This window comes from Paraburkholderia sp. (assembly GCF_035948235.1).
Taxonomy (GTDB): Bacteria; Pseudomonadota; Gammaproteobacteria; order Burkholderiales; family Burkholderiaceae; genus Paraburkholderia.
The window spans coordinates 1-23,381 of the sequence record NZ_DASZJJ010000326.1 but is presented as its reverse complement, the minus strand read 5'-3'; the positions used below and the strand labels follow the sequence as shown (position 1 = coordinate 23,381).

Here is a 23,381-nt window from a genome sequence, read left to right as displayed (position 1 = left end):
CACCGTTCATACACCGTTCGTGTGCTTATGCACACATCCATCCAACAAGCAGAAAGGTGCACAACAATGACGTCAAACAGCCGTCGCCGTTTCCTGCAGACAGTCGCTTCCTCCAGCGCCGCCGCCGCGGCCATGACCGTCCTGCCCGAGTCCATCCGCAACGCCCTGGCGATCCCGGCGTTCTCGCGCACGGGTTCGATCCGCGATGTCGAGCACATCGTCGTGTTCATGCAGGAGAACCGCTCCTTCGACCATTACTTCGGTCATCTGCGCGGCGTGCGCGGCTATAACGACCGCCTGCCGATTCCGCTGCCCGGCGGCCAGCCGGTCTGGTATCAGCCGTCGAAGGAGGACGCCACCAAACCCGTGCTGCCGTTCCACCTGGACACGCAGACGACCAGCGCGCAATGCGTGGGCGATCTCGACCACTCGTGGTATCCGACGCAATACGCCATCAACAACGGTCTGTACAACCAGTGGCCGCAGTACAAGACCGACATGACGATGGGCTACTACATGCGCGCGGACATTCCGTTCCACTACGCGCTGGCCGATGCGTTCACCGTCTGCGATAACTATTTCTGCTCGCTGCCGGGGCCGACGCATCCGAACCGCGCCTATCTGATGACGGGCATGGTCGATCCGAGCGGCACGATGGGCGGCCCGCTGCTCGACAACAACGACTTCGTGGACGGCGACGTGCCGCCTGCCTATCAACTGCTGTCCTGGACCACTTACCCCGAGCGCCTGCAGGCCGCCGGCATCTCGTGGCAGATCTACCAGCAGGGCACCAACGGCAACGATCCGATGAACGGCAACTACGGGACCAACATCCTGCAGAACTTCGCCAACTTCATCAACGCACAACCGGGTTCGGCGCTTTATCAGCGCGCGCAGACCGTGCGCACCATCGCCGATCTCAAGAACGACGTGCTTGCCAACAATCTGCCGCAGGTGTCGTGGCTGCTGCCGCCTGCCGCCTTCTCCGAGCACCCGAAATACACGCCGGCTTACGGCGCGGAGTACACCTCGCAGATCCTGGAGGCGCTTACTTCGAACCCCGAAGTATGGAGCAAGACCGTGCTCTTCATCATGTATGACGAGAACGACGGTTTCTTCGACCATATCGTGCCGCCGCAGCCGCCTACGACGTCGACGCAGGGCAAATCGACGGTGAGCGTAGAAGGCGAAATTCACAACGTGGTCAATCCGGGGCGCGGCGGCAAGTACACTGCCGACGGCCTGCCCTACGGTCTCGGCCCGCGCGTGCCGATGACCATCGTGTCGCCGTGGAGCAAGGGCGGCTTCGTGTGCTCGCAGGTGTTCGATCACACGTCGGTGATCCGCTTTATCGAAGAACGCTTTGGCGTGCATGAGCCGAACATCACGGCATGGCGTCGCGCCGTGTGCGGCGACCTCACCACGGCGTTCGATTTCCGCACGCCCGATTCGTCGATTCCGTCGCTGCCGGATACGAGCAACTACATGGCGCAGGCCGACAACCAGTGCTCCGCCAACAAGGCCCCGACCGTGCCCGCCACGCCTGGCCCGATCGATGCACAGGAGCCGGGCGTGCGCTATGCGCGCGCGCTGCCCTATGAGTTGCACGTGAACGCCCAGGTCGATCCGTCGAAGAAGACGCTCTCGATTACCTTCTCGAACAAGGGCCGCCAGGGCGCGCACTTCTATGTGTACGGCACGAATCGCAGCGACGGTCCGTGGCGCTATACGGTCGAAGCGGGCAAGTCGATCGACGATACGTGGGATCTCAGCGTGACGAACGGCGTCTACGCCTTCGAGGTGCACGGCCCGAATGGCTTCGTGCGGCGTTTCTCGGGCACGGCAGCCAGTTCGTCTTCCTCATCGACGCAAGGGTTCTTCGGCAAGCACAACGGCACGCCGCAGCCCGAAGTCTCCGCGCAATACGACGTCGCGAACGGCAACCTGTTCCTGAAGTTCACCAACCACGGCGGCGGCATCGCGCGACTCACGGTGACGGACAACGCCTACGGCGCGCGTGAGCGCCTGGTGGTGGTGCCCGCCAACGCGCGCATCGAGGAACCGTGGGTGCTCGCGTCGAGCCATCACTGGTACGACCTCACGGTCACGAGCCCCGACGATTCGACCTTCGCGCGCCGCTACGCCGGCCACGTCGAAACCGGCCGCCCGAGCATCAGCGATCCGGCTGCGGTCGCGCCCGTCACGAAATTGAGCTGACGACGACGGCGCGTTCGCGCCGATCCCCACTCCGCCTTCACACGGCGCCTTCGGGCGCCGTGTTGTCTTTTTACGCCTGACTCCCCTTCGCGCCGATCCACAAGCGTGCATTCATCAGACAAAAACTTATAGTGCGCGCCTTACATAAATCGGCCCCAATTTCAAGCTGACTGTTGCCTGATTTCTAACTTTCATTCAGCTTGATTAATTTGTTTGTATATGCGAATCATTTGCATTAGCATTTGCAGCGCTTCATCAGGAGTGCCTGCGCCGTTTTCGGCATCGATAACAAAATAAGCTTGAGCCGGGCAGCCGGCCGATCGATCACCATGAAGAATACTGCCGCCGTTCGCCCTTCCGGCCCCGGCTTTGTCGCGGTGCGCTGCGCCGCCCGCACGCGGATTCCATTGAGCGCCGCGTTGCTCGTGAGCGTGGGACTCACGCTTTCTACGCTTTCGAGCGGCGGCTGGGCCCAGGAGACGGCGCAGCCCGCAACGCAAGCGGATACCCCGGCTGACGCCACCAAAGCGCTGCCCACCGTCAAGGTCAGCGCGGCGCGCGACAGCGAAGCCGCGTCGCCGGAACGTGTCACGGCGGGCGCGCTCGGCAACCGCCGCCAGGTGGATACGCCGTTTTCCACCGATGTCGTCACCACCGAGCAAGGCAAGGATCGCCTCGCCAACACGGCCAACGATCTCTTCAAGTACGACCCTGCGGTCAACATCGTCGGCGACAATGCGACGGGCGAGAACTCGGTCTTCAGCATTCGCGGGCTCGCGATCGACCAGCTCAACGGCGTCAAGGTCGATGGCCAGAGCTTCCCTTCCTGGGACACCGAACTATCGCTCGAACCCTTCGAACAGGTCGAACTGCTCAAGGGTCTTTCGGGCTTCATGTACGGATTCAGCAACCCGGGCGGCATCGTCAACTATGTGCTCAAGCGCCCGACCGACGACCCCTATCGCAGCTTCTCGATCGGCTATCAGTCGGCGGGTGTGTTCAGCGAAAAGCTTGATCTGGGCGGCCGCTTTGGCAACGACAAGCGCTTTGGCTATCGCCTCAATCTCGTGAACGAGGACGGCAACACCGCCGAAGCCAACGGTCACGTCCGCCGCCAGGTGGCGTCACTCGCACTCGATTTCCGCATTACGCCGGATCTCACGTGGACAGCCGATGCGTTCTATCAGAAGCGCAAGACCAACGGCACGCTGTTCGGCATGTTCTTCTACGACACGCCGATTCCCGACGCCAGCAAGGTCACGCATCAACTCACGCAGCCGCAGAACTACTACCAGACCGAGATCGCCTCGTTTGGCACCGGGCTTGAATATCGCCTTTCCGAAAACTGGCACGCGAACCTCAAGTACCGTTTTGCCAAGGAAAACCGCACCAACTCGGACAGCCTGCTGACGGTCACCGATGCCGCCGGCAATTACAGCAACACGCTTTATGCGGCCTTGACGCGCTACTTCTATCAGAACGCCGACGCCATGGTCGAAGGTAAATTCGATACCGGCCCGTTCAAGCATGACGTGGTGCTCGGCGCGAGCTATCAGACGCAGCAAAGCGAGTACGACAACAGCGAAGGCTGGAACGACGGTTTCAACCTCGGCAACGGCAATCTGTATCAGAGCACGCTGCTGACGAACGACGCCGTCAATATCGGCGAAAACCTGTTCCGCCACGAACGCACCACGCAGACTGCGCTCTATGCGAGCGACACCGTGCAGTTCACTTCGCGTCTGTCTGCGCTGCTCGGTCTGCGCTACACACAGTTCCGCGACCGCACCTATAACCCCGACCAGTCGGTGCTGGCCGATTACACGGCGAACCCGGTCACGCCGACCGTCGCGCTGATGTACAAGCTCGACCGCGATACGACGCTGTACGCGAGCTACATCGAAGGCTTGCAGCAAGGCGGCTCGTCGAGCAACACCAACGTCAACTATCCGCAAACTTTTGGCCCGCTCAAGAGCAAGCAATACGAAGTGGGCCTGAAGGCCGATCGTCGCAACTGGGGCGCCAACGTCGCGCTGTTCCGCATCGATCAGGGCTACGAGTACACCAACACCGCCAACGTGTTCGTGCAGAGCGGCACCAAACGCTACCAGGGCCTGGACGCTAGCGGCTGGCTGCAACTCGCGCAGGACTGGCGCCTGATGGGCGGCTTGATGTACCTCGACACCAGGGCCGTCGATGTGGACGATGCGAGCGTCGAAGGCAAGCGCGTCTACGGCGCGCCGCGCTTCACGCTGACGGGCCGCGTGGAATACAACCCGTCGTATCTGCGTGCGCTGACCGTTGCGTTTGGCGGCAAGTACGTGGGCAATATGGCCGTCGATGCGGCTAACACGCAATTCGTCCCGGCCTATACGACGTGGGATCTGAGCGCGAAGTATGACACCCAGGTGGGCGGCAAGGACGTCACGTTGCGCGCCGGCGTGAACAACCTCTTCAATCGCCGTTACTGGACCGCTGCCTGGGGTTATTACGTGATGCCGTCGGCGACGCGCACCTTCGTTGCGAACGCCACGATCGAGTTCTGACGCTTTAAATCCACGTAAATCATGGATATGGCGCAAAGGCCTTCGAGTTTCTCGAAGGCTTTTGTCATTGGGGCCGCCTGCAAAGCTCGCGCAGCGGTGGCAGAATAGGCGGCTGCCAGGTGCCCGGCGATACCGGTATCTTCCGGCTTCTGCGCCACGCGTTGCCGCGCGGCACCTGTCCCCCACCCCTGCACCGTTGAAAAGGATCGTCCCATCATGACTTCGAGCGTGAAGCCCTATCCGGATACCCAGATTTACGTCGATGGCGCATGGCGCGCCGGCGCGAAGGCGATTGCCGTGATCGACCCCGCCACCGAGGCGGAGATCGGACGCCTGAGCCTCGCGAGCGAACAGGACCTCTCGGATGCTGCCGAAGCCGCCGCGCGCGCTTTCAGCGCATGGCGCAAGGTCTCGCCGCTGGAACGCAGCAAGACGATGCGCCGCGCAGCCGACCTGCTGCGCGAACGCGCGGGCGAGATCGCCGCCATCATGACGCGCGAGCAAGGCAAGCCGCTTGGCGAGGCCAAGGGCGAAGTGCTCGCGGGCGCTGACGTGATCGACTGGTTCGCCGAAGAAGGTCGCCGCACCTATGGCCGCGTGGTGCCCTCGCGCACGGACGCGGTCCGCCAGATCGTCACGCGCGAGCCGGTTGGCCCGGTCGCCTGCTTCACGCCGTGGAATTTCCCGCTGAATCAGGCGGTGCGTAAGGTTTCGGCGGCGCTGGCATCGGGCTGCACCGTCGTGCTCAAGGGACCAGAAGAAACGCCCGCGAGCTGCGCCGCGCTCGTGCAGGTCTTTATCGACGCGGGCGTGCCGCAGGGCGCGCTCAACCTCGTGTTCGGCGTGCCCGCCGAAGTCTCGTCGTATCTGATCGCGCACCCGGCCATCCGCAAGATTTCGTTCACCGGCTCGACGCCGGTGGGCAAGCTGCTGGCCGCGAAGGCGGGCGAGCACATGAAGCGCGCCACCATGGAACTGGGCGGCCACGCACCGGCCATCGTATTCGCCGATGCAGATATCCCGCGCGCCGCGAAGCTGCTCGCCGGTGCGAAGTTCCGCAACGCGGGCCAGGTGTGCATTTCGCCCACGCGTTTCATGGTCCAGGACGCGGCTTACGACGAGTTCCTCGAACACTTCGTCGCGGCCACCAAAACGATCAAGGTCGGCAATGGCCTGGAAGCCGGCGTGCAGATGGGGCCGCTCGCGAACGATCGTCGCCTCGCCGCCATGGAGCGGCTTGTTGCCGACGCGCGCGAACAGGGCGCGAAGGTGCTGACGGGCGGCGAGCGCATTGGCCGCGAAGGTTACTTCTTCGCGCCGACCGTGCTGACCGACGTGCCGCTTTCCGCGCGCCTCATGAACGAAGAGCCGTTCGGCCCGCTCGCGCTAGTTTCGCGCTTCTCGACCTACGAAGAAGCAATCGCCGAAGCGAACCGCCTGCCCTATGGTCTCGCGGCTTACGCCTACACGCGTTCGAGCGCGACTTCGGCGGCACTTTCGGAAGATGTCGAAACCGGCATGTTGTCGATCAACCATCACGGCCTCGCGCTGCCTGAAGTGCCGTTCGGCGGCGTGAAGGATTCGGGCTACGGTTCGGAAGGCGGCACCGAAGCGATGGAGCCGTACCTCGTGACCAAGTTCGTCACCGAGCATCGTTGATCCGTCGCCTCCTGTATTAAAGCCTCTTCATGAGCGGCTGCGCGGATGCCTGGGTAGTCCATCCGCCAGCCGCACCCAGTCAAGCTGTTGCGACGTCCAGGTGTGATCCTCGGGCGGCGCGTCGCCAGGCGCGTCCAGCGTGCCCGTAGCGATATCGATTTCATCGGCAAACGCCGCGCTACGGTACGTAAGCGGCGTTCCACACTCGGGGCAAAAACCCCGCTCCACGCCCGCACTCGACGCGTAGGTTCTGGTTGCGCCCGCAACGACGCGGAATGCGTCGCGCGACACGCTCATCCAGCCAACGAACGGCGCGCCCGACGCGCGGCGGCAATCGACACAATGGCATGCCGTGGTGCCAATCGGCTCGCCCGTGATTTCATAGCGGATCTTTCCGCACAAGCAGCCACCCTTGAGCATCGCCCTCTCCTTTGCGCATTTTTCTTGCGCGCACCTTACATCTGCAATTTCTTCATAGCCGCGTGGAATAGAACACGCCTTCGCCCTGTTGACGCTCATAACGGCCACCATGCCCCTCAACAGGACCGATCATGCCCCATCGCGCCCCGCCCCTCCTTCCCGTATGCCCTCCATGCGTGCGCACGCAGTGCGGAGCCGCATCATGAGTCGCGTCGATATCTGTGTGCCGTGCCGGCTTGCCGCCATCGCGGCCGTGATCGGCTGCACCGCCGCGGCCTTTGCGTGGACCGCGGGCTGGCTGACGCCCAAACGCCTGGACGCGCCGCACATCGTCAACACCTTCGAATCGAACTACGGCATTCACACCGGCTTCCGACGCAATCACGCGAAAGGCCTGTGCGTGGAAGGCGAATTCGAGAGCAATGGCAACGGCACGCGCATCTCGCGCGCCGCCGTGTTTGCGCCGGGCGCAACGCCCGTGATCGGGCGCTTTGCGATTCCCGGCAGCAATCCGGCCGCGCCTGATGCCAGCATACCGGTACGCAGCATGGCACTGCTGTTCCAGTTGAAGGACGGCGAACAGTGGCGCACCGGCATGAATTCCGCGCCGGTCTTTGTCGTTCGCACCCCGAAACAGTTTTACCAGCAACTTATTGCATCGAAACCCGATCCCAAAACCGGCAAGCCCGATCCCGCGAAACTCGACGCGTTTTTCAGCGCCAACCCGGAAACACTGCCGTTTCGCCAATGGATCAAAGGCCACCCGCCTTCATCGAGCTTCGCCAATACGGCGTTCTGGGGCATCAATGCGTTCATCGCCACGGATGCCGACGGCAATGCGCGCGCGGTACGCTGGGAGATGGTCCCGGAAACGCCTTACGAAGCCGAATCAGCCGACCAGAAGCGCAACCCCAACTTCCTCGCCGACGATCTCGATTCACGGCTTGCACAAGGCCCATTGCGCTGGCATCTCGTCCTCACGGTCGCCGCGCTGGGTGACGCCACCAACGACGCCACGCAGCAATGGCCCGCCACGCGCGAGCAGATCGACGCGGGCACGCTGGTTTTACGCCAGGCCACGCCGCAACGCGAAGGCGCCTGCCGCGACGTCAACTACGACCCGACCGTGCTGCCCGACGGCCTGAAACCCTCGGACGATCCGCTGCTCGCCGCACGCTCCGCCGCCTATGCGGTCTCGTTCAATCGCCGCACGCACGAAGAAGCGGCGCTCGCCCACGCACACGGAGAAGCCCAGCAATGAAACCTGCTCAAGCGCACTTCAGCGGCCTCGCCCGCTTGCTGCACTGGTCGATGGCAGTCCTGATTGTTGCGATGCTATTCGTGGGCGTGGGGATGGTCGCCACGGTCTCGCGGCTCCATAACAGTTTGATCGCGCTGCACCGGCCGCTTGGCATCGCCTTGCTTGTGCTCGTGATCGTGCGCATCGTCGTGCGGCTCTCCCACGCGACGCCCGCGTTACCTGCGGAGATGCCCGCGTGGCAGCGCGTAGCCGCGCACGCTTCGCATCTGGTGCTCTATGCGCTCATGATCGCGATGCCGTTGATCGGCTGGGCGATGCTATCGGCAGCCGGTTATCCCGTTGTGCTTGCGGGCGCCGTGCACCTGCCCGCCATCGCGCCGCACGACGTCGCGCTCTACGCCTTGTTGCGCGCGGCGCATACATGGCTCGCCATGCTGCTGTTCGCGACGGTGCTGCTGCATCTGGGCGCGGCGCTGTTTCATGGGCTGATCCGGCGCGATGGCGTGCTCGACAGCATGGCTCGAGGTTGATCTTTAAACGTGCGCGTCGCGGCCCGTAATGGGCTGCGGCCCCATGAACTTCTCGAGTAACGCGTCGGCCAGACTCTCGCGCTGCGCTTCGCGCGCGCCCTCACACGGACTTAGCTCGCGTTGCTGCGCCAGCCCAGACCTAAGCTCTTCTGGATGGAAATGAAATCCTTGAGCAGCTCGGCCTGCCCCGAAATCACGTCCTGCTGGGCGAGAAATTCAGCACGTTGCGTATCGAGCAGATCGACCAGCGTGGACGTCCCCGCGCGATAACGCTGACGCATCAACACCGCCGAGCGCTGCGCCGAACTCTGCACCTTCTGCAGCGTCACCAGATGCTCGCGCTGATAACCGTAACGCGAAAGCGCACCGTTCGCGTCCTGCAACGCACCCAGCACGGTCTTTTCATAGCGCGCCTCGGCTTCGTCGCGCGAGGCTTCGGCTCCATGCACGGCACCGAGCGTGCGGCCAAAGTCGAACAGATTCCATTGCAGATAAGGCACGCCTACCCAGCTGAAATTGTTCTTGCGCAGCAGATGGCCCGGGTCCGCCGCCGTAAAGCCCAGATCGCCGAACAAAGTGAGCTTGGGCAGGAAATCGGCCACATGCTCGCCAATCTGCGCGTTGCTGGAAGCGAGACGCCGCTCGGCCGCGCGAATGTCGGGTCGTTGCGCGAACATCGTGGCCGGATCGCTGACCGGCACCGACGCCGGCAGCGCTGGCAACGCGCGCGGCGCGGACAGTTCTGCATCGAGCGCGCCCGGCGCCTTGCCAGTGAGCACCGCGAGCTGATCGAGCGAAATCTCCACCTGCGAGGCCAGCGGCGTTATGGTCGAACGCGTGGTTTCGACCTGCGTGGTCAGACGCTCGACGTCCACATCGGCAGCGGTGCCGCCCGCGCGGCGCTGTTCGGTCAACGTCAGCGACTGCTGCTGCAGTTCCGCCGTGCGCTGCGCGATCAGCAGACGCTGCTGCTGATCGCGCAGATCGATATAGGCCTGTGCGACTTCAGCGGCGAGCGAGACTTGCGCATCGGCGAGATCGGCCTGTACAGCGTCGGCTTCGTCGCTGGCGGCTTCCACCGCGCGGCGCGTGCCGCCGAACAGATCGATCTCCCACGAAGCGTCGAAACCCGCCGTATAGAACTGCAGCGGGCCACGGCCGCTCGAACCCGACCCCGATCCGCTGCTGCCATTGGACTGCGAGAACGTACTCAGATCAGGCTCGCGCATACGCGGCGCGGCGGCGCTGGCCGATATTTTGGGCATTTCCGCACCGCGCTGCTGTTGCAGTTGCGCGCGCGATTCGCGCAGCCGCGCCTGAGCGGCGCGCAGGTCGGGGTTGTGCTCGAAGGCGGCAGCGATCAGCGCATTCAATTGCGGATCGTCGAAAGAGAGCCACCATTCGCTGGGCGCGCGCGTGGGCGTCACGCCCTTCGCGGGCGTACGCACGAACGAAGCGGCGCTGGCCGCCTCCGGCGCCACCGCAGGCGCGCCGCGATAATCGGGGCCGACCGTGCACGCAGCCAGCGCGCAGGCAGCCGCCAGCGCCGTGAATGCGGATTGAAGCGCGGATTGAGGGAAACGAATTGCCGTCATGAGTCGAAAAAGAAAAGCATCAATGGCCGGCTGACGGCGCCTTCACGCCGGGCTGCGGTTTCTTGAGCAGGAGCGCGAGCGGCACGCAGGCAGCGAGCGCGATGCCGAGCACCCAGAATGTTTCGGAGTACGTGATAACGATCGACTGCTGCTGGATCTGCGCGGCGATCTGGCCGAGCGAGCGCATCTGCGAATAGGCCATGTCGCCGGTCTGCGCAAACCAGTTGGCCGCGCCCGAAGCGAGACGCTCCTGCCCGATCAGCGAATTGGCGCTGATGGATTCGCGCAGCACCGCCGTGTGATAGGTCTCGCGCCGATCGATCAACGTGCCGATGATCGCAAGCCCCACCGAGCCGCCCAGGTTACGCGCCATGTTGTAGAGCCCCGCCGCGTCGCCCGAGTCCTCGCGCGCGACCGCCGCCATCGAAGCCTGATTGAGCGGCATCATGGCGAGCATCTGCGCCACGCCGCGAATGAGTTGCGACCAGACGAAATCGTGCCCCACGCTTTGCGCAGTCAGCGAAATATCGAGCATGCAGCTCAGCGTAAAAAGCAGCAGCCCGCTCACCACCAGCACGCGAAAGTCCACCTTGCCGAGCAGACGCGGCAGGATAGGCATCACCAGAAAGGCAGGCAGGCCGGAGAGCAGCATGATCGCGCCGGATTGTTCCGCGTTGTAGCCCGCGACGATGCTCAGGAACTGCGGCAGCAGATAGGAAATGCCGTAAAGGCCAGCACCCACTGCGGACACAATCACGATCACGCTGGCGTAACGCGGATTGCGCATCAATGACAGCCGCAGAATGGGCTTCTTCGCCACGAACTGCGAAATGCCGATCAGCACCATGCCCGCCAGCGAAACACACGTCAGCGAAACAATCATGCTCGACTCGAACCAGCGTTCGCGCTGCCCTTCTTCGAGCACGACCGTGAGCGTGCTCAGCCCAACAGCGAGCCCCACGATGCCCAGCCAGTCGGCCTTCAAAAAGGCTTCCCAATGCGGACGGTCGGGCGGCAGCCCCACGATCAGCAAAGTAATAAGCGCGATACAGACCGGCAGATTGATGAAGAAACACCAGCTCCAGCTGATGTTCTCCGCGAGCCAGCCGCCCAGCACGGGACCGAGCAACGGCCCCAGCAACACGATCAGGCCGAATACCGTCATGCCCACCGGCAACTGCGAAAGCGGCAGCCGCGTGCGGATGATGGTCTGGGCGGTGGGAATCATCGCACCGCCCGTAAAGCCCTGGCCGATGCGCCCGGCGATCATCACGCCAAGCGTGCCCGACCAGCCGCACATCATCGAAAAGCCGATAAACAACGCCGCATTGGCCAGCAGAAAATTTCGCAGTCCGAATACCCGCGTGAGCCACGCGGCGAGCGGAATCATCACGATCTCGGACATCAGATAGCCGGTGGAGATCCACGTGCCCTCGGTGCCGGTCGCGCCGATTTCGCCCTGGATCTGCGGCAGAGCGGAATTTGTGATCGAGATGTCGAGCGTGGCCATCAGCGCGCCCAGCGCGCCTGCGGCCACGGCAATCCAGTCGGCGGCGCTGGCGCGCTCGCCGTGCGGATGCGGCGCAGGAGCCGCGCCAGCAGACGAATTCGCTGCGTCAGCCACGATGATTCTCGGCGTCGATACGGCGGTCGTCCTCGCGCGCGGATCGCGTATCCACATCGACGGTCACGGACATGCCCGGCAGCAGCACGCCGCGCGTTTGCGGCCCGGTGTCGATACGAATGCGCACCGGCACGCGCTGCACGATCTTCGTGAAGTTGCCGGTGGCGTTTTCGGGCGGCAACAGCGCGAACTGCGCGCCGGTGCCCGGCGAGAAACTGTCCACCACGCCATGCAGCGTGTGGCCCGGCAGCGCATCGACGTGCAATTCGACAGGCTGGCCGATACGCATGCGGCCAATCTGCGTTTCCTTGAAATTCGCCGTGAGATAGGTCTTCTGCACCGGCACCACCGTCAACATGCGTGTGCCTGGCTGCACGTACTGCCCCACCCGCACCGAGCGATCGCCAACACGCCCGACCAGGGCACTCTTCACCACCGTATTGTCGAGATCGAGTTGCGACTGGGCCGCGCTGGCGCGGGCCGCCTCCAGTTGCGCACGCGCTTGCGCCTGCTGCGCGGTGAGCGCGGCGATCTGCGAACGCTGTGCTTCGACAGCGGCGGAGTCGGCGGCCAGCGTGGCCTGCGCCTGATCGCGCGTGCTCTTGAGTTCGGCGAGGCGCTCGGCGGTTTCCGCGCCGCTAGCCGCGAGCGGCGTATAACGCGCGACTTCGTCCTGAGCGTGACGCAAACTCACGCGCGCCACTTCCTGCTGGGCCTGCGCCTGGGCGATATTGGCGCGTTGCTGCGCGAGTTGCGCGTCGGCGTGCTGGATGTCGGCGGCGCGCGCGTCGATTGTGGCGTTGGCCTGATCGAGCGCGACCTGATACTGGCGCGCGTCGAGCTTCACGAGCGGGTCGCCTGCCTTCACGGTCTGGTTGTCGGCCACGTAGACATCGGTGATGTAGCCACTGACCTTCGGCGCAACGGTCACGCTGTCCGCTTGCAGATACGCATCGTCGGTGCTTTCGATGAAGCGCCCCACCAGCCACCAGTGACCACCCCAGACTCCGGCGGCGATCAAAGCCGCGAGCCCGAGAGCGATCAGCACCATGCGTTTGTTGCCGCGCTTCGCCGGCGCAACGACGTCGCCCGGCACGTCGCGTCCGGGCGCTCCTGCTGTCGTAGACATGATTTTTGCAACCTCAACAAGATATTATTACCAGTTGGTAAAATTATTCCAGCCGGAAAAATTCTGTCAAGTGTTATATTTTCGACAGCTAAAGTCGCGACCCACATGACATGAACGAACCCAAACGACTGCGCCGCCCCTCGGCGGGCGGTTATGCGCGCGGCGACGAAACACGCCGCAAGATCATCGAAGCCGCCATCAGCCTGTTCGGGCAGCACGGTTTCGAAGGCGCATCCACGCGCGACATCGCCTCGCGCGCGGGCGTCAACGCCCCTGCGCTGCAGTACTACTTCGAGAACAAGGAAGGGCTTTACCGCGCGTGCGCCGAATCCATCGCCGACGAATCGTGGCAGGCCTTCGAGCCCGCCGTGCTGCGCGCACGCGCCGTGCTCGAGCAGAACGGCGACACGGAAGCGCTGATCGAAGCCTTTCTCGACATCCAGCGCGCCGTGGCCGACCGCTCCTTCATCAAGAGCAGCGAGCCGGACCAGCGCCTCTTTTTCGCGCGTGAACAAGGCGGTGGCGAACCAGAGGTGGGTTCCCAGGTGCTGCGCGATCGCGTGCGTACGCCGCTGAACGCCGTGAATGTCGAACTACTGGCGCGCATCACCGGCACGAAAGCGGACGATCCGCTCACTACCGTGCGCGTGTTCAGCCTGTACGGACAACTGCTGGTATTCCACATCGCGCGCCGCTCGGCGCTGACGACGCTGGCGTGGGATGAAATCGATCGCGAGAAAGCGGACTTCCTCAAGGCCAGCATCTGCGAGCAAACGCGCGTTTTGCTCGCGCACTGGAGCCAGCAGCGCGGGAAGGACTAAGGTGCCATGCGTTTCCGATAAGAGAATAAAACGGCACATCGCGCATGATCGGAAACGCGTGCTACTGTTAAAGATTCCTTCTGAGCGCTCAGGATCGCCATGTCACCCACTACCGCCGTCGTCAGCATCCTCGCCGCCGTTCTGCTCGGTGCGATGAGTCCCGGACCCAGCTTCGTGATGGTCGCGCGCAATTCGATCGGCCTGTCACGGCGCGACGGCGTCGCCACCGCGCTCGGCATGGGGATTGGCGCCATCTGCTTTGCAGGCATTGCGCTCGCCGGACTGTATACGCTGCTCGCCACGGTCGCATGGCTCTACGCCGGGCTCAAGATCGCGGGCGGCGTGTATCTGCTCTACATCGCTTCGCGTATCTGGCGTGGCGCGGGCCAGCCCGTAAGCATGGGCAAGAGCGAAACGCAGACCGCAGATGCAGGCAAATCGGCGGGCAAATCGTTCTGGACCGGCCTGACGACCCAGCTCAGCAATCCGAAAACGGCGGTGGCCTACGGCAGCATCTTCGTGGCGCTGCTGCCCCAGCATCCGCCGCTCTGGTGTTATTTCGCCCTGCCGCCGCTGGTGTTCGGGATCGAAACGGGCTGGTACACGCTGGTCGCGCTCAGCTTTTCGAGCCAGCGTCCGCGCGATCTGTATCTGCGAGCGAAGCGCTGGATCGACCGGGTCGCCGCTGGCGCCATTGCCGCGCTTGGACTACGCCTGATCGTTAGCGCAGGGCACCGCGGGCTCTGAAATCCCTTTCTGATAAGGCTCAGGCGGCCACTTCGCCGCCTGTTTCCTGAAAGAAACTCACACCCAAACAAAAAATTTCCAGTTGGCGCTTGACAGTCTATCTTCCAGTAGATAAATTAGAGCCCATGAACACGAAGTTGACAGTCCGCGAACAGGTACTCGACCACGCCATCACCTTGATGATGCTGCGCGGGTATAACGGGTTCAGCTATCGCGATCTGTCGGAACTCGTGAGCGTGAAGACGTCGAGCATTCACTATTACTTCCCTTCGAAAGACGATCTCGTACTAGAGGCGGTGAAGCAGTACAGCGACGAAGTCATGCAGGCGCTGCAGGCGGTTGATCCGGCGTTACCGGCCAACGAAAAGCTCTCGATGTACACGCGCTTTTTCGGCAAGACGCTTGGCGACGGCAACCAGATCTGCCTGTGCGGCATGCTCGCCGCCGACATCGAAACGTTGCCCGAAGCCGTGCGCGAAGCGGTGCAGGCGTTCTTCCGCACGAACGAGGCCTGGCTTGCGAAGGTGCTGGCGCAAGGCGTCAAGGAAGGCACGCTGGTGGCGCGAGGCAAACCGGAAAGCGCAGCGCGCACGCTGTTCGCGGCGCTGCAAGGCAGTGTGCTGGCAAGCCGCCTGTTTCACACGAAGTCGCGTCTGGAAGATGTTGAAGCGATGTGGAAGGTCGCTAGCTGAACAGGCCAGCAGGGAAGTTTCAAGGAAGGCGGATCACCGCCTTTTTGCAGGACGATTTATCTATCTTCTAATAGATAGTGTTCTAAAGGGACGAGAAGTTGGACAGAGACTAAGGTATGTTTTTGTCTTCGCCCCATATCTATCTAGTGATAGATAGTATTTGAAGAATAACGATGATGGTCCGATCACAATCATGTGTGTGCCACGATTGGCCGTTATCGTCGAAGTCACGCAGTCAAGCACCCGTCGCGAAGACCGCCATTGGTCTGGACGACTAATGATTCAACACCCGCAGTTTTCAAGCTGCATTGCTCACACTGGAGAGTCAGTCATGTCGATCGAAAAAGTCCTCTACACCGCCGAAGCCACCGCAACCGGAGGCCGTGATGGCCGCGCAGTCGTGCCCGCCAGCAACCTCGACCTCAAGCTCACCACGCCGCGCGAACTGGGCGGCGCAGGCGGCGACGGTACGAACCCGGAACAACTGTTCGCAGCGGGCTATAGCGCCTGCTTTATCGGCGCGATGAAGTTCGTGGCGGCGCGCGACAAGATCGCGATCCCGGCTGACGTGTCGGTCAACGGCCACGTGGGCATCGGCCAGATCCCCAACGGCTTTGGCATCGAAGTCGAACTGCGCGTCTCGCTGCCGGGCATGGACCGCGCTGCCGCCCAGGCGCTGGTCGACAAGGCTCACATCGTGTGCCCGTACTCGAACGCCACGCGCGGCAACATCGACGTGACGCTGACGATCGTCTAACTACGCGTCAAAAGTTTTCCCGATTTCCGATCGGCAACAGCAACGGAAACGGGATCGAACGCGCCGGACGACGACGGAGCGGGCCAGGTCAGGGCCCGTCCCGGCGCCGCCCGGCGCGTTTTTTCGTGCGTTTTCTCGCTTTCGGATCGGAAACGTCACGCCGCTTGAGCCGCATCGCGGGCAAGCCCCGCCATCAGGCCGCTCGCACGCTGCACCTTGGCGACCACAGCGCGGTCAAGCACCGACCGCCCTTCCGGCACCGCGAGCGTAAGAAAGGCGCGTGCCCGCGTGATGCCCGTATAGACGAGTTCGCGCGTGAGAATCGGGCTATAAGTGTCCGGCAGCACCAGCGCCGCGTGAGTAAATTCCGAGCCCTGCGATTTGTGCACGGTAAGCGCGAACACGGTTTCCACCCCTTGCAGACGACTGGGCGAGACCCACTTCACACCGCCCGCGCCATCGCCCGACGGAAACGCCACGCGCAACACCGGCGGCATCCCCTCGTGCACCGGCAGATCGAGCGCAATGCCGATATCGCCGTTCATCAGGCCAAGCTCGTAGTCGTTATGCGTGACCAGCACGGGCCGCCCCGCATACCAGTCGCCCAGCGGCTCGATCAAGCCCTCCTCCTGCAGCAACCGCGCGACACGCCGGTTGAGCCCTTCCACGCCCCACGCACCGCGCCGCAAGGCACACAGCAGCTGAAATTCCGTATGCGCCTTGAGCACGCCCGCCGCCCATTCGACGAGTTGCTCGGGCGTCGCGCCCGCTGCGGGACGCGTGGTACGCATTGTCTCCAGGTAGTGACGATAGCCGCGCCTTTGTGCGCCCGAACCCTGCGCGCGAGGCGCGTCGCTCACGCGGCCGTCGACGATCAACGCACGCAGCGGCGCGTCATCGTGCGCCGGGCAGATGAGGCGCGCGAGATCCGCGTAACCGCGCTGCCAGATCTTCGCCACGCCGGTTGCGTCACCCGTATTGACGAGTTCCGCGAGCGCGCCGATACCGCTTTCCGATGCGAAACGATGGCTCTCGCGCAGCATCGCCACGGCTTGATCGAGCGGCGTGCCGCGCGCGTCGAGCATCGCGGCGTCGATGCGCTCGCCCGTCGCAGCTTCCAGCCACGCGCGCGTCGCCTCCGTATAGTGGCCCTCGCGCGCGCGTTCGCACAGCTCGCCCAGCACGGCGCCCGCCTCCACCGACGCCAACTGATCCTTATCGCCCAGCAGAATCAGCCGCGCCGTGGGCGGCAAGGCATCGAGCACCGCCGCCATCATTTCCAGATCGACCATCGAGGCTTCGTCGATCACGAGCACGTCGACAGGCAGCGGATTGGCCGCGTCGTGGCGAAAACGTCGGCTGCCCGGACGTGTGCCCAGCACACGGTGGAGCGTCGTGACGGCGGTGGGAATCGCGTTACGCAAGGCTGCCGCGTCCACACCCTGCGCGAGCGCTTCGAACGGCAGGCGCGCCACCGCGCCCGCAATCGACTCGTTCAGCCGTGCGGCTGCCTTGCCCGTCGGCGCCGCCAGCCGGATGCGCAAGGGCCGCGCCGATACCTTGCCGCCGAGCGCCAGAGTCTGCAGGAGTGCCAACAACTTGACGACGGTTGTGGTCTTGCCCGTACCGGGGCCGCCCGTGATGATGCTGAACGCACTGCGCGCCGCGAGCGCGCAGGCCAACTTTTGCCAGTCGGCGCCTCTTGTCGACCGCGCCGCCTCGCGCGGGGCAAACAACGCGTCGAGCGCCGCGCGCGCAGCTTCGGCAGGCAACTCGGACTCGATGCGCGCGCGCTGGGCGAGCCGCGCCTCGATCCCGGCGCGCACATCCTGTTCGTATTGCCAGTAGCGCCTCAGATAGCAGCGCGTCCCCGCCAGCACGAGCGGCGTATTCCCCGCTTCCTCGCCCACCAGGCCGGCTACGTCGAGCGCGGCGAGCCAATCTTCGAGCGTCACACCTGCCAGCACTTCGGCAGGCGGTTGGGGCGGCTCGTCGGTCAGCACCTGCGGGCCGTCGGGCGGCAAGGACAAGGCGAATGCCGGGTCTTCAAGCGTGGCCTGCAAATCGAGGCATACGTGCCCGCGCCCGAGCTGATGGCTCGCCAGTGCCCCAGCAAGCAGCAGCAATGGCGGTGCGTCCGGCGTCTCTTCCAGCAGGAAACGCGCAAACGCTCCATCGAGCGCGCGCAGCCAGCCGCGCTCGACCCAGCGCTCCAGCGTCGCCAGCATCTGCGCAGCCGAATCCTGTGACGTTGCGCGCGCAACAGATTGGTTCGCTTCGCTCGTGCGTGCCGGTTCCGGCGCGCTAACTTCCGCTAGCTCGTCGAATTGGGCAAACAGGTCGCCCGTCACGCCAATGCCGTCTTTCGGCTCTTTCGTCGCGGTCGTGCGTCGCTTCGTCATACCGCGCCCTCCAGCGTGTTGTGATTGGCGAACAGCGCATCGAGCCCTTCGATCAGCTCACGAGGAGGCCGCTCGCAATGCAGGCCCTGCCCCGGCGAATTCCCCCCGCGCAAGAACATGTAGACCGCGCCGCCGATATGCCGATCGTAGTCGTAATCGGGCAGGCGCGACTTGAGCAAGCGGTGCAGCGCGAACAGATAGAGCGCGTATTGCAATTCGTAGCGCGAATGCAAAATCTGCGAGCGCATTTTCTCCACGGTATAGGAAGCGTCGTCGGGACCGAGCCAGTTGGATTTATAGTCGGCCACGTAATAGCGGCCCTCATGCTCGAACACAAGGTCGATAAAGCCCTTGAGCATGCCGTTCAGGCGCGTCGCATCCAGCGGCGGCCGGTCGGCGCCGTCGAGCGTCAGCGACGTGACCATCGCGTCGAGTTCCAGCGTATCCACCCTGTGCGCGGCCACCCAGAATTCCATTTCCGCCATATACGCCGATCGGGAGAGCGATGCGAGCGAAAGCGGCGACACACGCTCGCCCTCGAAATCCGGCAACTTCAGCGGCGTGCTGATGAAGGACAGCATCCATTGCGTCAGCGTCTCGATCCACCGGTCCCAGCCGCGCACCTTGCAGCGGCGCGCGATCATATCGCGCAAACGCGCATGCGCGGCTTCGTCGGCGATTTCCGCGAAGCCTTCGTTCGCGACCCATTCCATCAATTCGTGCAGGAAGCTGCCAGCGTCGGCGCCGCGCTCGAAGCCGTGCATCGGCGCACCGGCAGGCGCGAGCAGATTGGCCTGCGAGGCTTCCGGATCGTCAGCGTCGGGGGCACGCGAACCCAGCAGTTCGAGAAATACGTCCTCGCCGCGCGTGTCGGGCGCGGCGCGTTCCTCGTCCTCCAGCTTCGTGGCGAACGCGCCTTGTGCGCCCTCGACTGTCTTAAGGCTCGAATAGCTCGCGATCCACCACGGCGTACGTGTACGGCGCGGGAACGTACGCGCGCGTCCGCGCGCCGCGTCCGGTCCCTGCGTGGCGAATATTTCGTTGCTGGCTGGAGGCGCCGGTGCGATGGCGATATCGCTGCACGGCCCGCGCAGCGCTTCAAGCAGTGTATCGCTGTGTTCCGCCGGCAATGCCTCGCCACCATTCACGAGATAGCCGAACGCGCTCCCCTCCACGTTCTGCACGGGTGCGTAGCCGATCCACGTCGCGTAGCACGCGCGCGTTAGCGCCACATAAAGTTTGCGCAAATCTTCACCAAGCCGTTCACGGTCGGCTTGCGTCAATACGGCGGGTTCCGGCTCCAGCGTGACCCTTAGTTCGCCATCCTGATCATGCCATTTGAACGGAATATCGTCGGCTTTCACCGCACGATGCGCGCACGCGAACGGCAGGAAAACCAGCGGATATTCCAGCCCCTTCGACTTGTGGATCGTCACCACCTGCACCAGCCCGGCATCGCTTTCCAGGCGCAACTGGCGCGCATCGCCGCCACCGCCCGCGCTTTCGTCCTCGCGTTGTTCATCCAGATAGCGGATCAGCGCATGCTCGCCGTCGAGCTGCGTGCTCGCCTGTTGCAGCAATTCGGCCAGATGCAGCAGATTGGTAAGCGAGCGCTCGCCGTTCAGGCCCGCCGCAGCACTTTCGCCTAGCAGGCGCTGCGGCACATGAAAATCGTTGAGCAGGCGCCGCAGCATCGGCAACACGCCCTTCTTGCGCCACACCTCGCGATAGCCTCGAAATTGCAGCACGCGCGCATCCCAGGCGATCTCGTCGCGGCCCAACGCATCCAGTTCACTCCAGCTCAAGCCGAGCGACGCTGTCGCCAGCGCGCTGCGCACCAGTCGGCCGTCGTCGGGTTCGGCGCAGGCGCCCAGCCAGTAGCGGAGCTCATTCGCTTCAGGCTGGAGATAGACCGATTCGCGATCGGAGAGATAAACACTGCGTATGCCGCGCACCGCCATTGCCTCGCGAATCGCATCTGCCTCGATACGATTGTTGACAAGCACCGCCATGTGCGCAGGCCGCAGCGGCTTCAGGCCGTGTTCGCCTTCGAAGCCCGCCGCGCCCCTCTGGCCGAGATTGAGCAGGCGCGCCATCTCCGTCGCGCAACTCGCGGCCATACTCGCGAAGTACGCGGTCTTGCTCAATGGCTTGCCGTCGTCCGTGCCCGGCAGCCACCAGACGTTGAGCGCCGCCAGCGTCTGGTTATTGGCCACGAGTTCGTCAGGACGCCCATGTGCATCGGCGGCGACGAACGGCAATGCATTCGCCTCGCCTTGCGCGCCACGAAACAGGAACGCGCCGCTGCCCTCGGGACGGGTTTCCGCCGCGTCGAAACAGCGGTTGACCGCATCGACCATGGCGCGCGTCGAGCGGAAATTCTTCTTGAGCGTATACAGCCGCCCCGCACAGGCGCGTCGCGCGCGCAGATACGTGTAGATATCCGCGCCGCGAAACGCGTAGATGGCCTGCTTGGGATCGCCGATCAAGACGATTGCCGTATCGATGTTGTTCGACTCGATCGCATAGACCGCGTCGAAGATCTGATACTGGACCGGGTCCGTGTCCTGGAACTCGTCGATCAGCGCCACGGGATACTGCTTGCGGATGATCTCGGCCAGCCGCGCGCCATTGGGCTTTTTCAGCGCGGCCAGCAGGCGCGTAAGCAGATCGTCGAAACCCATCTGCGAGCGGCGCGCCTCCTCCTCTTCGAATCGTCGCGCGATCCAGCGCGCCGCGTGACAGAGGATGGGCAGCTTCGCTGCGGGTTTCGCGCCCAGCGCATCCCGCAAGGTCTCCATCGCCGTGAAGCAGGGGTGCGAAGGCGGCTGGCCTTCTTTCCAGATTTCCGCGAGACCGTCCGGTGTGAGACGCGTCCATACGGCGGCATCGTCCTTGAAGCCGGGATGCGCACTATGCGGATCGTTGGCCCATTCGCGCAGCTTCGCAAACCAGTTTTCGCAATTGCGCGTATTCAGCTTTTTGGCATCGAACAGCTTCTTTTCTCGCGCGGCGACAATCAGCCCTTCCGCTTCGTCGATGCCTTCGCGCCAGGGCGCTTTCAACGCTTCGAGTTCCTCGTGCGCCTGCGTGCGCGCCTCAAGCAACGCCGCAGCGGGCGCGGCGGCGTCGGGCAATTGATCGGCGTGCGCAAGCAGCCCGCGAATCGCAACATGCAACCCATCGGGACTCGCGAACCATGCGCGCACTTCCCCTGCGCCCTGCGCGTCGAGCGGCGCCATGAAAGTGCGCCAATAGTCGCGTACGACTTCCGCGCGCAGCTCGGTCTGATCCGTTTCAAGCGTCTGCGAAAAGAGACTGTCGCTGTCGAATGCATGCTCGCTGAGCATGCGGTTGCACCAGCCGTGGATGGTCGAGACCGCCGCCTCGTCCATCCATTCCGCCGCCAGTTGCAGGCGTCGCGCGCAGCCAGCCCATTGTTCGGGCGGGTAGGCCTCGCGCAGATCGTGCAGCAGATCGGTGCCGGCAGCGCGAAACGGCACTTCATCGGGCAACGCACGGAAATACTCGGCCGCTTCGATCAGGCGCGCGCGGATACGTTCGCGCAGTTCCTTGGTCGCGGCATCCGTGAAGGTCACGACGAGGATTTCAGGCGGCGTGAGCGGGCGCATGCCGCCTTGCCCGACTGCAACGCTCTCGCGTTCTTCGTCATATTCGTCGTACGGTTCGGCCGCGCCGTGATGGCCCAGCACGAGGCGCACATACAGCATGGCGATCGTAAAGGTCTTGCCGGTGCCCGCGCTCGCTTCGATCAGGCGGCTGCCATAAAGCGGAAAGCGCAGCGGCTCCAGCACATCGGCGATCATGTCGTCAGCCGGGGTCATGCGGTTTCTCCAGCAGATTCGGTTGCACCGGCGGCGTTGGCCGTGCGTTTATTCTTCGACGACGACAGAGGTGCGCGCTGCACCGGCATCAGCAATGAGGTTGCGAGTGCAACGAATTCGTCGCCGGTAATAAGCGTGTCGAAATCGGGGAAGGCCCGTCGCAGATAAAGATTCGTATCGCGTTCGCCCGACAGGCGCGCCGCGCCTTCGAAGGCCATACGCGCCGCGTCCCAGGCTTCCGCGGGAATTTCGCCAGAACCCGCCACAAAATCCACGGGCAATTTGCGCAGCCACGCAAAAGCGGTCTTGACGGCCAGCGGCAGGGGCCGGCGCGCACCTTCGTCCCACGCCGCCAGCAGATCGAGCAGCCATGCACGCGCGACGTCAGGCGCCACCGGCGCGAATTCCGCCACGCCCACCTTGCTGACAATCACGGTCGTCACCTCGCCCGCCGCCAGTTGCGCGGCGACGTGCGCCACCCAGTAAGCCACGAGGCGGTCGCCTCGATACTTGTTGTCCTTGACGAGCGTGCCGGCGTCGAGAATCACGCGCCCGAGCGCGCCGCCCTCGCCTTCGCGTACATCGTCGATCCAGTCCAGCAGTTCCAGCGTGCGGCCGTCGCGCTGCACATCCAGACGAATTTCGTATTGATGCGCAAGCATCGTCGGCCAGCGCGCGAGCGCCTTGCGATATTCGTTGAACAGTTCCTGCATCGGTTCGAGCAGTTCTTCGCCGATGACTTCGCCAAAACCGCCCGCCGCAAGGTCGCCGCTGCGATGCATGCGTTCGAGCCGCTCGCGCGCAACGGCGTCGAGATCGTCCTCGCCGCGCTCCATCGCCCGCAACTGCGCGCGGATCAGTTCATCCTGCAACTGCCACGCCTGCAGCGCATCGACTTCGAAAGGCTCGTGATTCTCGCTCGCTTCGTCCTGCATTTCGAGGCCCACACGCAGGCGCTGCCGGAAAAAGCTACGCACGGGATCGCGCAGGAATTCGCCCAGTTCCCGGATCGAGAGCGGTTCGTCGCGCTCCTGCGCGGACAAAATATCACCGCCCTGCGCGCCGCTTGCGAGCGGCGCGGGACGGCTCCATTCGTGCGCAAACGTGTAGAGCGGCGTGTCATGCGGGTCGGCAGG

16 protein-coding genes and 1 pseudogene are annotated in these 23,381 nt (G+C 64.0%); 9 read left to right on the top strand and 8 right to left on the bottom strand.

All coding sequences use genetic code 11. The annotated features are described in order from the left end of the window. Positions 1-66: 66 nt before the first annotated feature. Entirely contained in the window at positions 67-2,217 is a 2,151-nt protein-coding gene (locus tag VG320_RS28890; protein WP_327203497.1) for a phosphocholine-specific phospholipase C, read from the top strand. A gap of 329 nt (positions 2,218-2,546) precedes the next feature. Next, on the top strand, positions 2,547-4,763 hold the full coding sequence (locus VG320_RS28885) for a TonB-dependent siderophore receptor (protein WP_327203496.1): 2,217 nt from the start codon (positions 2,547-2,549) through the stop codon (positions 4,761-4,763). On the opposite strand, the gene VG320_RS28880 is transcribed toward VG320_RS28885, so the two are convergent. Then, positions 4,706-4,981, bottom strand: coding sequence for a hypothetical protein (locus VG320_RS28880; RefSeq protein ID WP_327203495.1), 276 nt, complete (start codon positions 4,979-4,981; stop codon positions 4,706-4,708). The genes VG320_RS28885 and VG320_RS28880 overlap by 58 nt on opposite strands. On the opposite strand from VG320_RS28880, the gene VG320_RS28875 reads away from it, so the two are divergent. Next, complete coding sequence (locus VG320_RS28875; RefSeq protein ID WP_327203494.1) at positions 4,980-6,422, top strand: NAD-dependent succinate-semialdehyde dehydrogenase; 1,443 nt, start codon at positions 4,980-4,982, stop codon at positions 6,420-6,422. The two genes, VG320_RS28880 and VG320_RS28875, sit on opposite strands and share 2 nt — an antisense overlap. Positions 6,423-6,449: 27 nt before the next feature. Here the strand turns inward: VG320_RS28875 and VG320_RS28870 are convergent, their stop codons facing one another. Beyond that, positions 6,450-6,842 (bottom strand): GFA family protein, encoded by a 393-nt coding sequence (locus VG320_RS28870; RefSeq protein WP_327203493.1) that lies wholly within the window; start codon positions 6,840-6,842, stop codon positions 6,450-6,452. A 202-nt stretch (positions 6,843-7,044) separates the two neighbouring features. On the opposite strand from VG320_RS28870, the gene VG320_RS28865 reads away from it, so the two are divergent. Together VG320_RS28865 and VG320_RS28860 are read left to right on the top strand one after the other, a co-directional pair. Continuing rightward, entirely contained in the window at positions 7,045-8,103 is a 1,059-nt protein-coding gene (locus VG320_RS28865) for a catalase family peroxidase (protein ID WP_327203492.1), read from the top strand. After that, complete coding sequence (locus tag VG320_RS28860; RefSeq protein ID WP_327203491.1) at positions 8,100-8,633, top strand: cytochrome b; 534 nt, start codon at positions 8,100-8,102, stop codon at positions 8,631-8,633. Before VG320_RS28865 ends, VG320_RS28860 begins: the two co-directional genes overlap by 4 nt. Before the next feature lie 110 nt (positions 8,634-8,743). On the opposite strand, the gene VG320_RS28855 is transcribed toward VG320_RS28860, so the two are convergent. The 3 genes from VG320_RS28855 to VG320_RS28845 are packed head-to-tail and all read right to left on the bottom strand — an operon-like array spanning position 8,744 to position 12,981. Then, positions 8,744-10,228 (bottom strand): efflux transporter outer membrane subunit, encoded by a 1,485-nt coding sequence (locus VG320_RS28855; RefSeq protein ID WP_327203490.1) that lies wholly within the window; start codon positions 10,226-10,228, stop codon positions 8,744-8,746. Between the two features lie 19 nt (positions 10,229-10,247). Further along, positions 10,248-11,852, bottom strand: coding sequence for an MDR family MFS transporter (locus VG320_RS28850; protein ID WP_327203489.1), 1,605 nt, complete (start codon positions 11,850-11,852; stop codon positions 10,248-10,250). Then, positions 11,845-12,981, bottom strand: a complete 1,137-nt coding sequence (locus VG320_RS28845; RefSeq protein WP_414696148.1) for an HlyD family secretion protein — start codon at positions 12,979-12,981, stop codon at positions 11,845-11,847. The genes VG320_RS28850 and VG320_RS28845 overlap by 8 nt, the downstream gene beginning before the upstream one ends. Before the next feature lie 110 nt (positions 12,982-13,091). Between VG320_RS28845 and VG320_RS28840 the strand changes: the two genes are divergently transcribed. From VG320_RS28840 to VG320_RS28825, 4 genes are all read left to right on the top strand, one after another. Beyond that, entirely contained in the window at positions 13,092-13,802 is a 711-nt protein-coding gene (locus tag VG320_RS28840) for a CerR family C-terminal domain-containing protein (protein WP_327203488.1), read from the top strand. A gap of 99 nt (positions 13,803-13,901) precedes the next feature. After that, complete coding sequence (locus VG320_RS28835) at positions 13,902-14,549, top strand: LysE family translocator (RefSeq protein ID WP_327203487.1); 648 nt, start codon at positions 13,902-13,904, stop codon at positions 14,547-14,549. A 125-nt stretch (positions 14,550-14,674) separates the two neighbouring features. Next, on the top strand, positions 14,675-15,241 hold the full coding sequence (locus tag VG320_RS28830; RefSeq protein ID WP_327203486.1) for a TetR/AcrR family transcriptional regulator: 567 nt from the start codon (positions 14,675-14,677) through the stop codon (positions 15,239-15,241). A 331-nt stretch (positions 15,242-15,572) separates the two neighbouring features. Beyond that, a complete protein-coding gene (locus VG320_RS28825) occupies positions 15,573-15,998 on the top strand; it encodes an organic hydroperoxide resistance protein (RefSeq protein WP_327203485.1) in 426 nt (141 codons plus the stop codon). A gap of 155 nt (positions 15,999-16,153) precedes the next feature. Here the strand turns inward: VG320_RS28825 and recD are convergent, their stop codons facing one another. The 3 genes and pseudogenes from recD to VG320_RS28810 all read right to left on the bottom strand — a co-directional run. Then, on the bottom strand, positions 16,154-18,400 hold the full coding sequence (recD, locus tag VG320_RS28820; protein WP_327203484.1) for an exodeoxyribonuclease V subunit alpha: 2,247 nt from the start codon (positions 18,398-18,400) through the stop codon (positions 16,154-16,156). Further along, positions 18,397-22,245, bottom strand: coding sequence for an exodeoxyribonuclease V subunit beta (gene recB, locus VG320_RS28815; RefSeq protein WP_327203483.1), 3,849 nt, complete (start codon positions 22,243-22,245; stop codon positions 18,397-18,399). Before recB ends, recD begins: the two co-directional genes overlap by 4 nt. Further along, positions 22,242-23,381 (bottom strand): annotated as a pseudogene (locus VG320_RS28810) (exodeoxyribonuclease V subunit gamma); the annotation flags it as partial. The pseudogene VG320_RS28810 and the gene recB, both read right to left, overlap by 4 nt.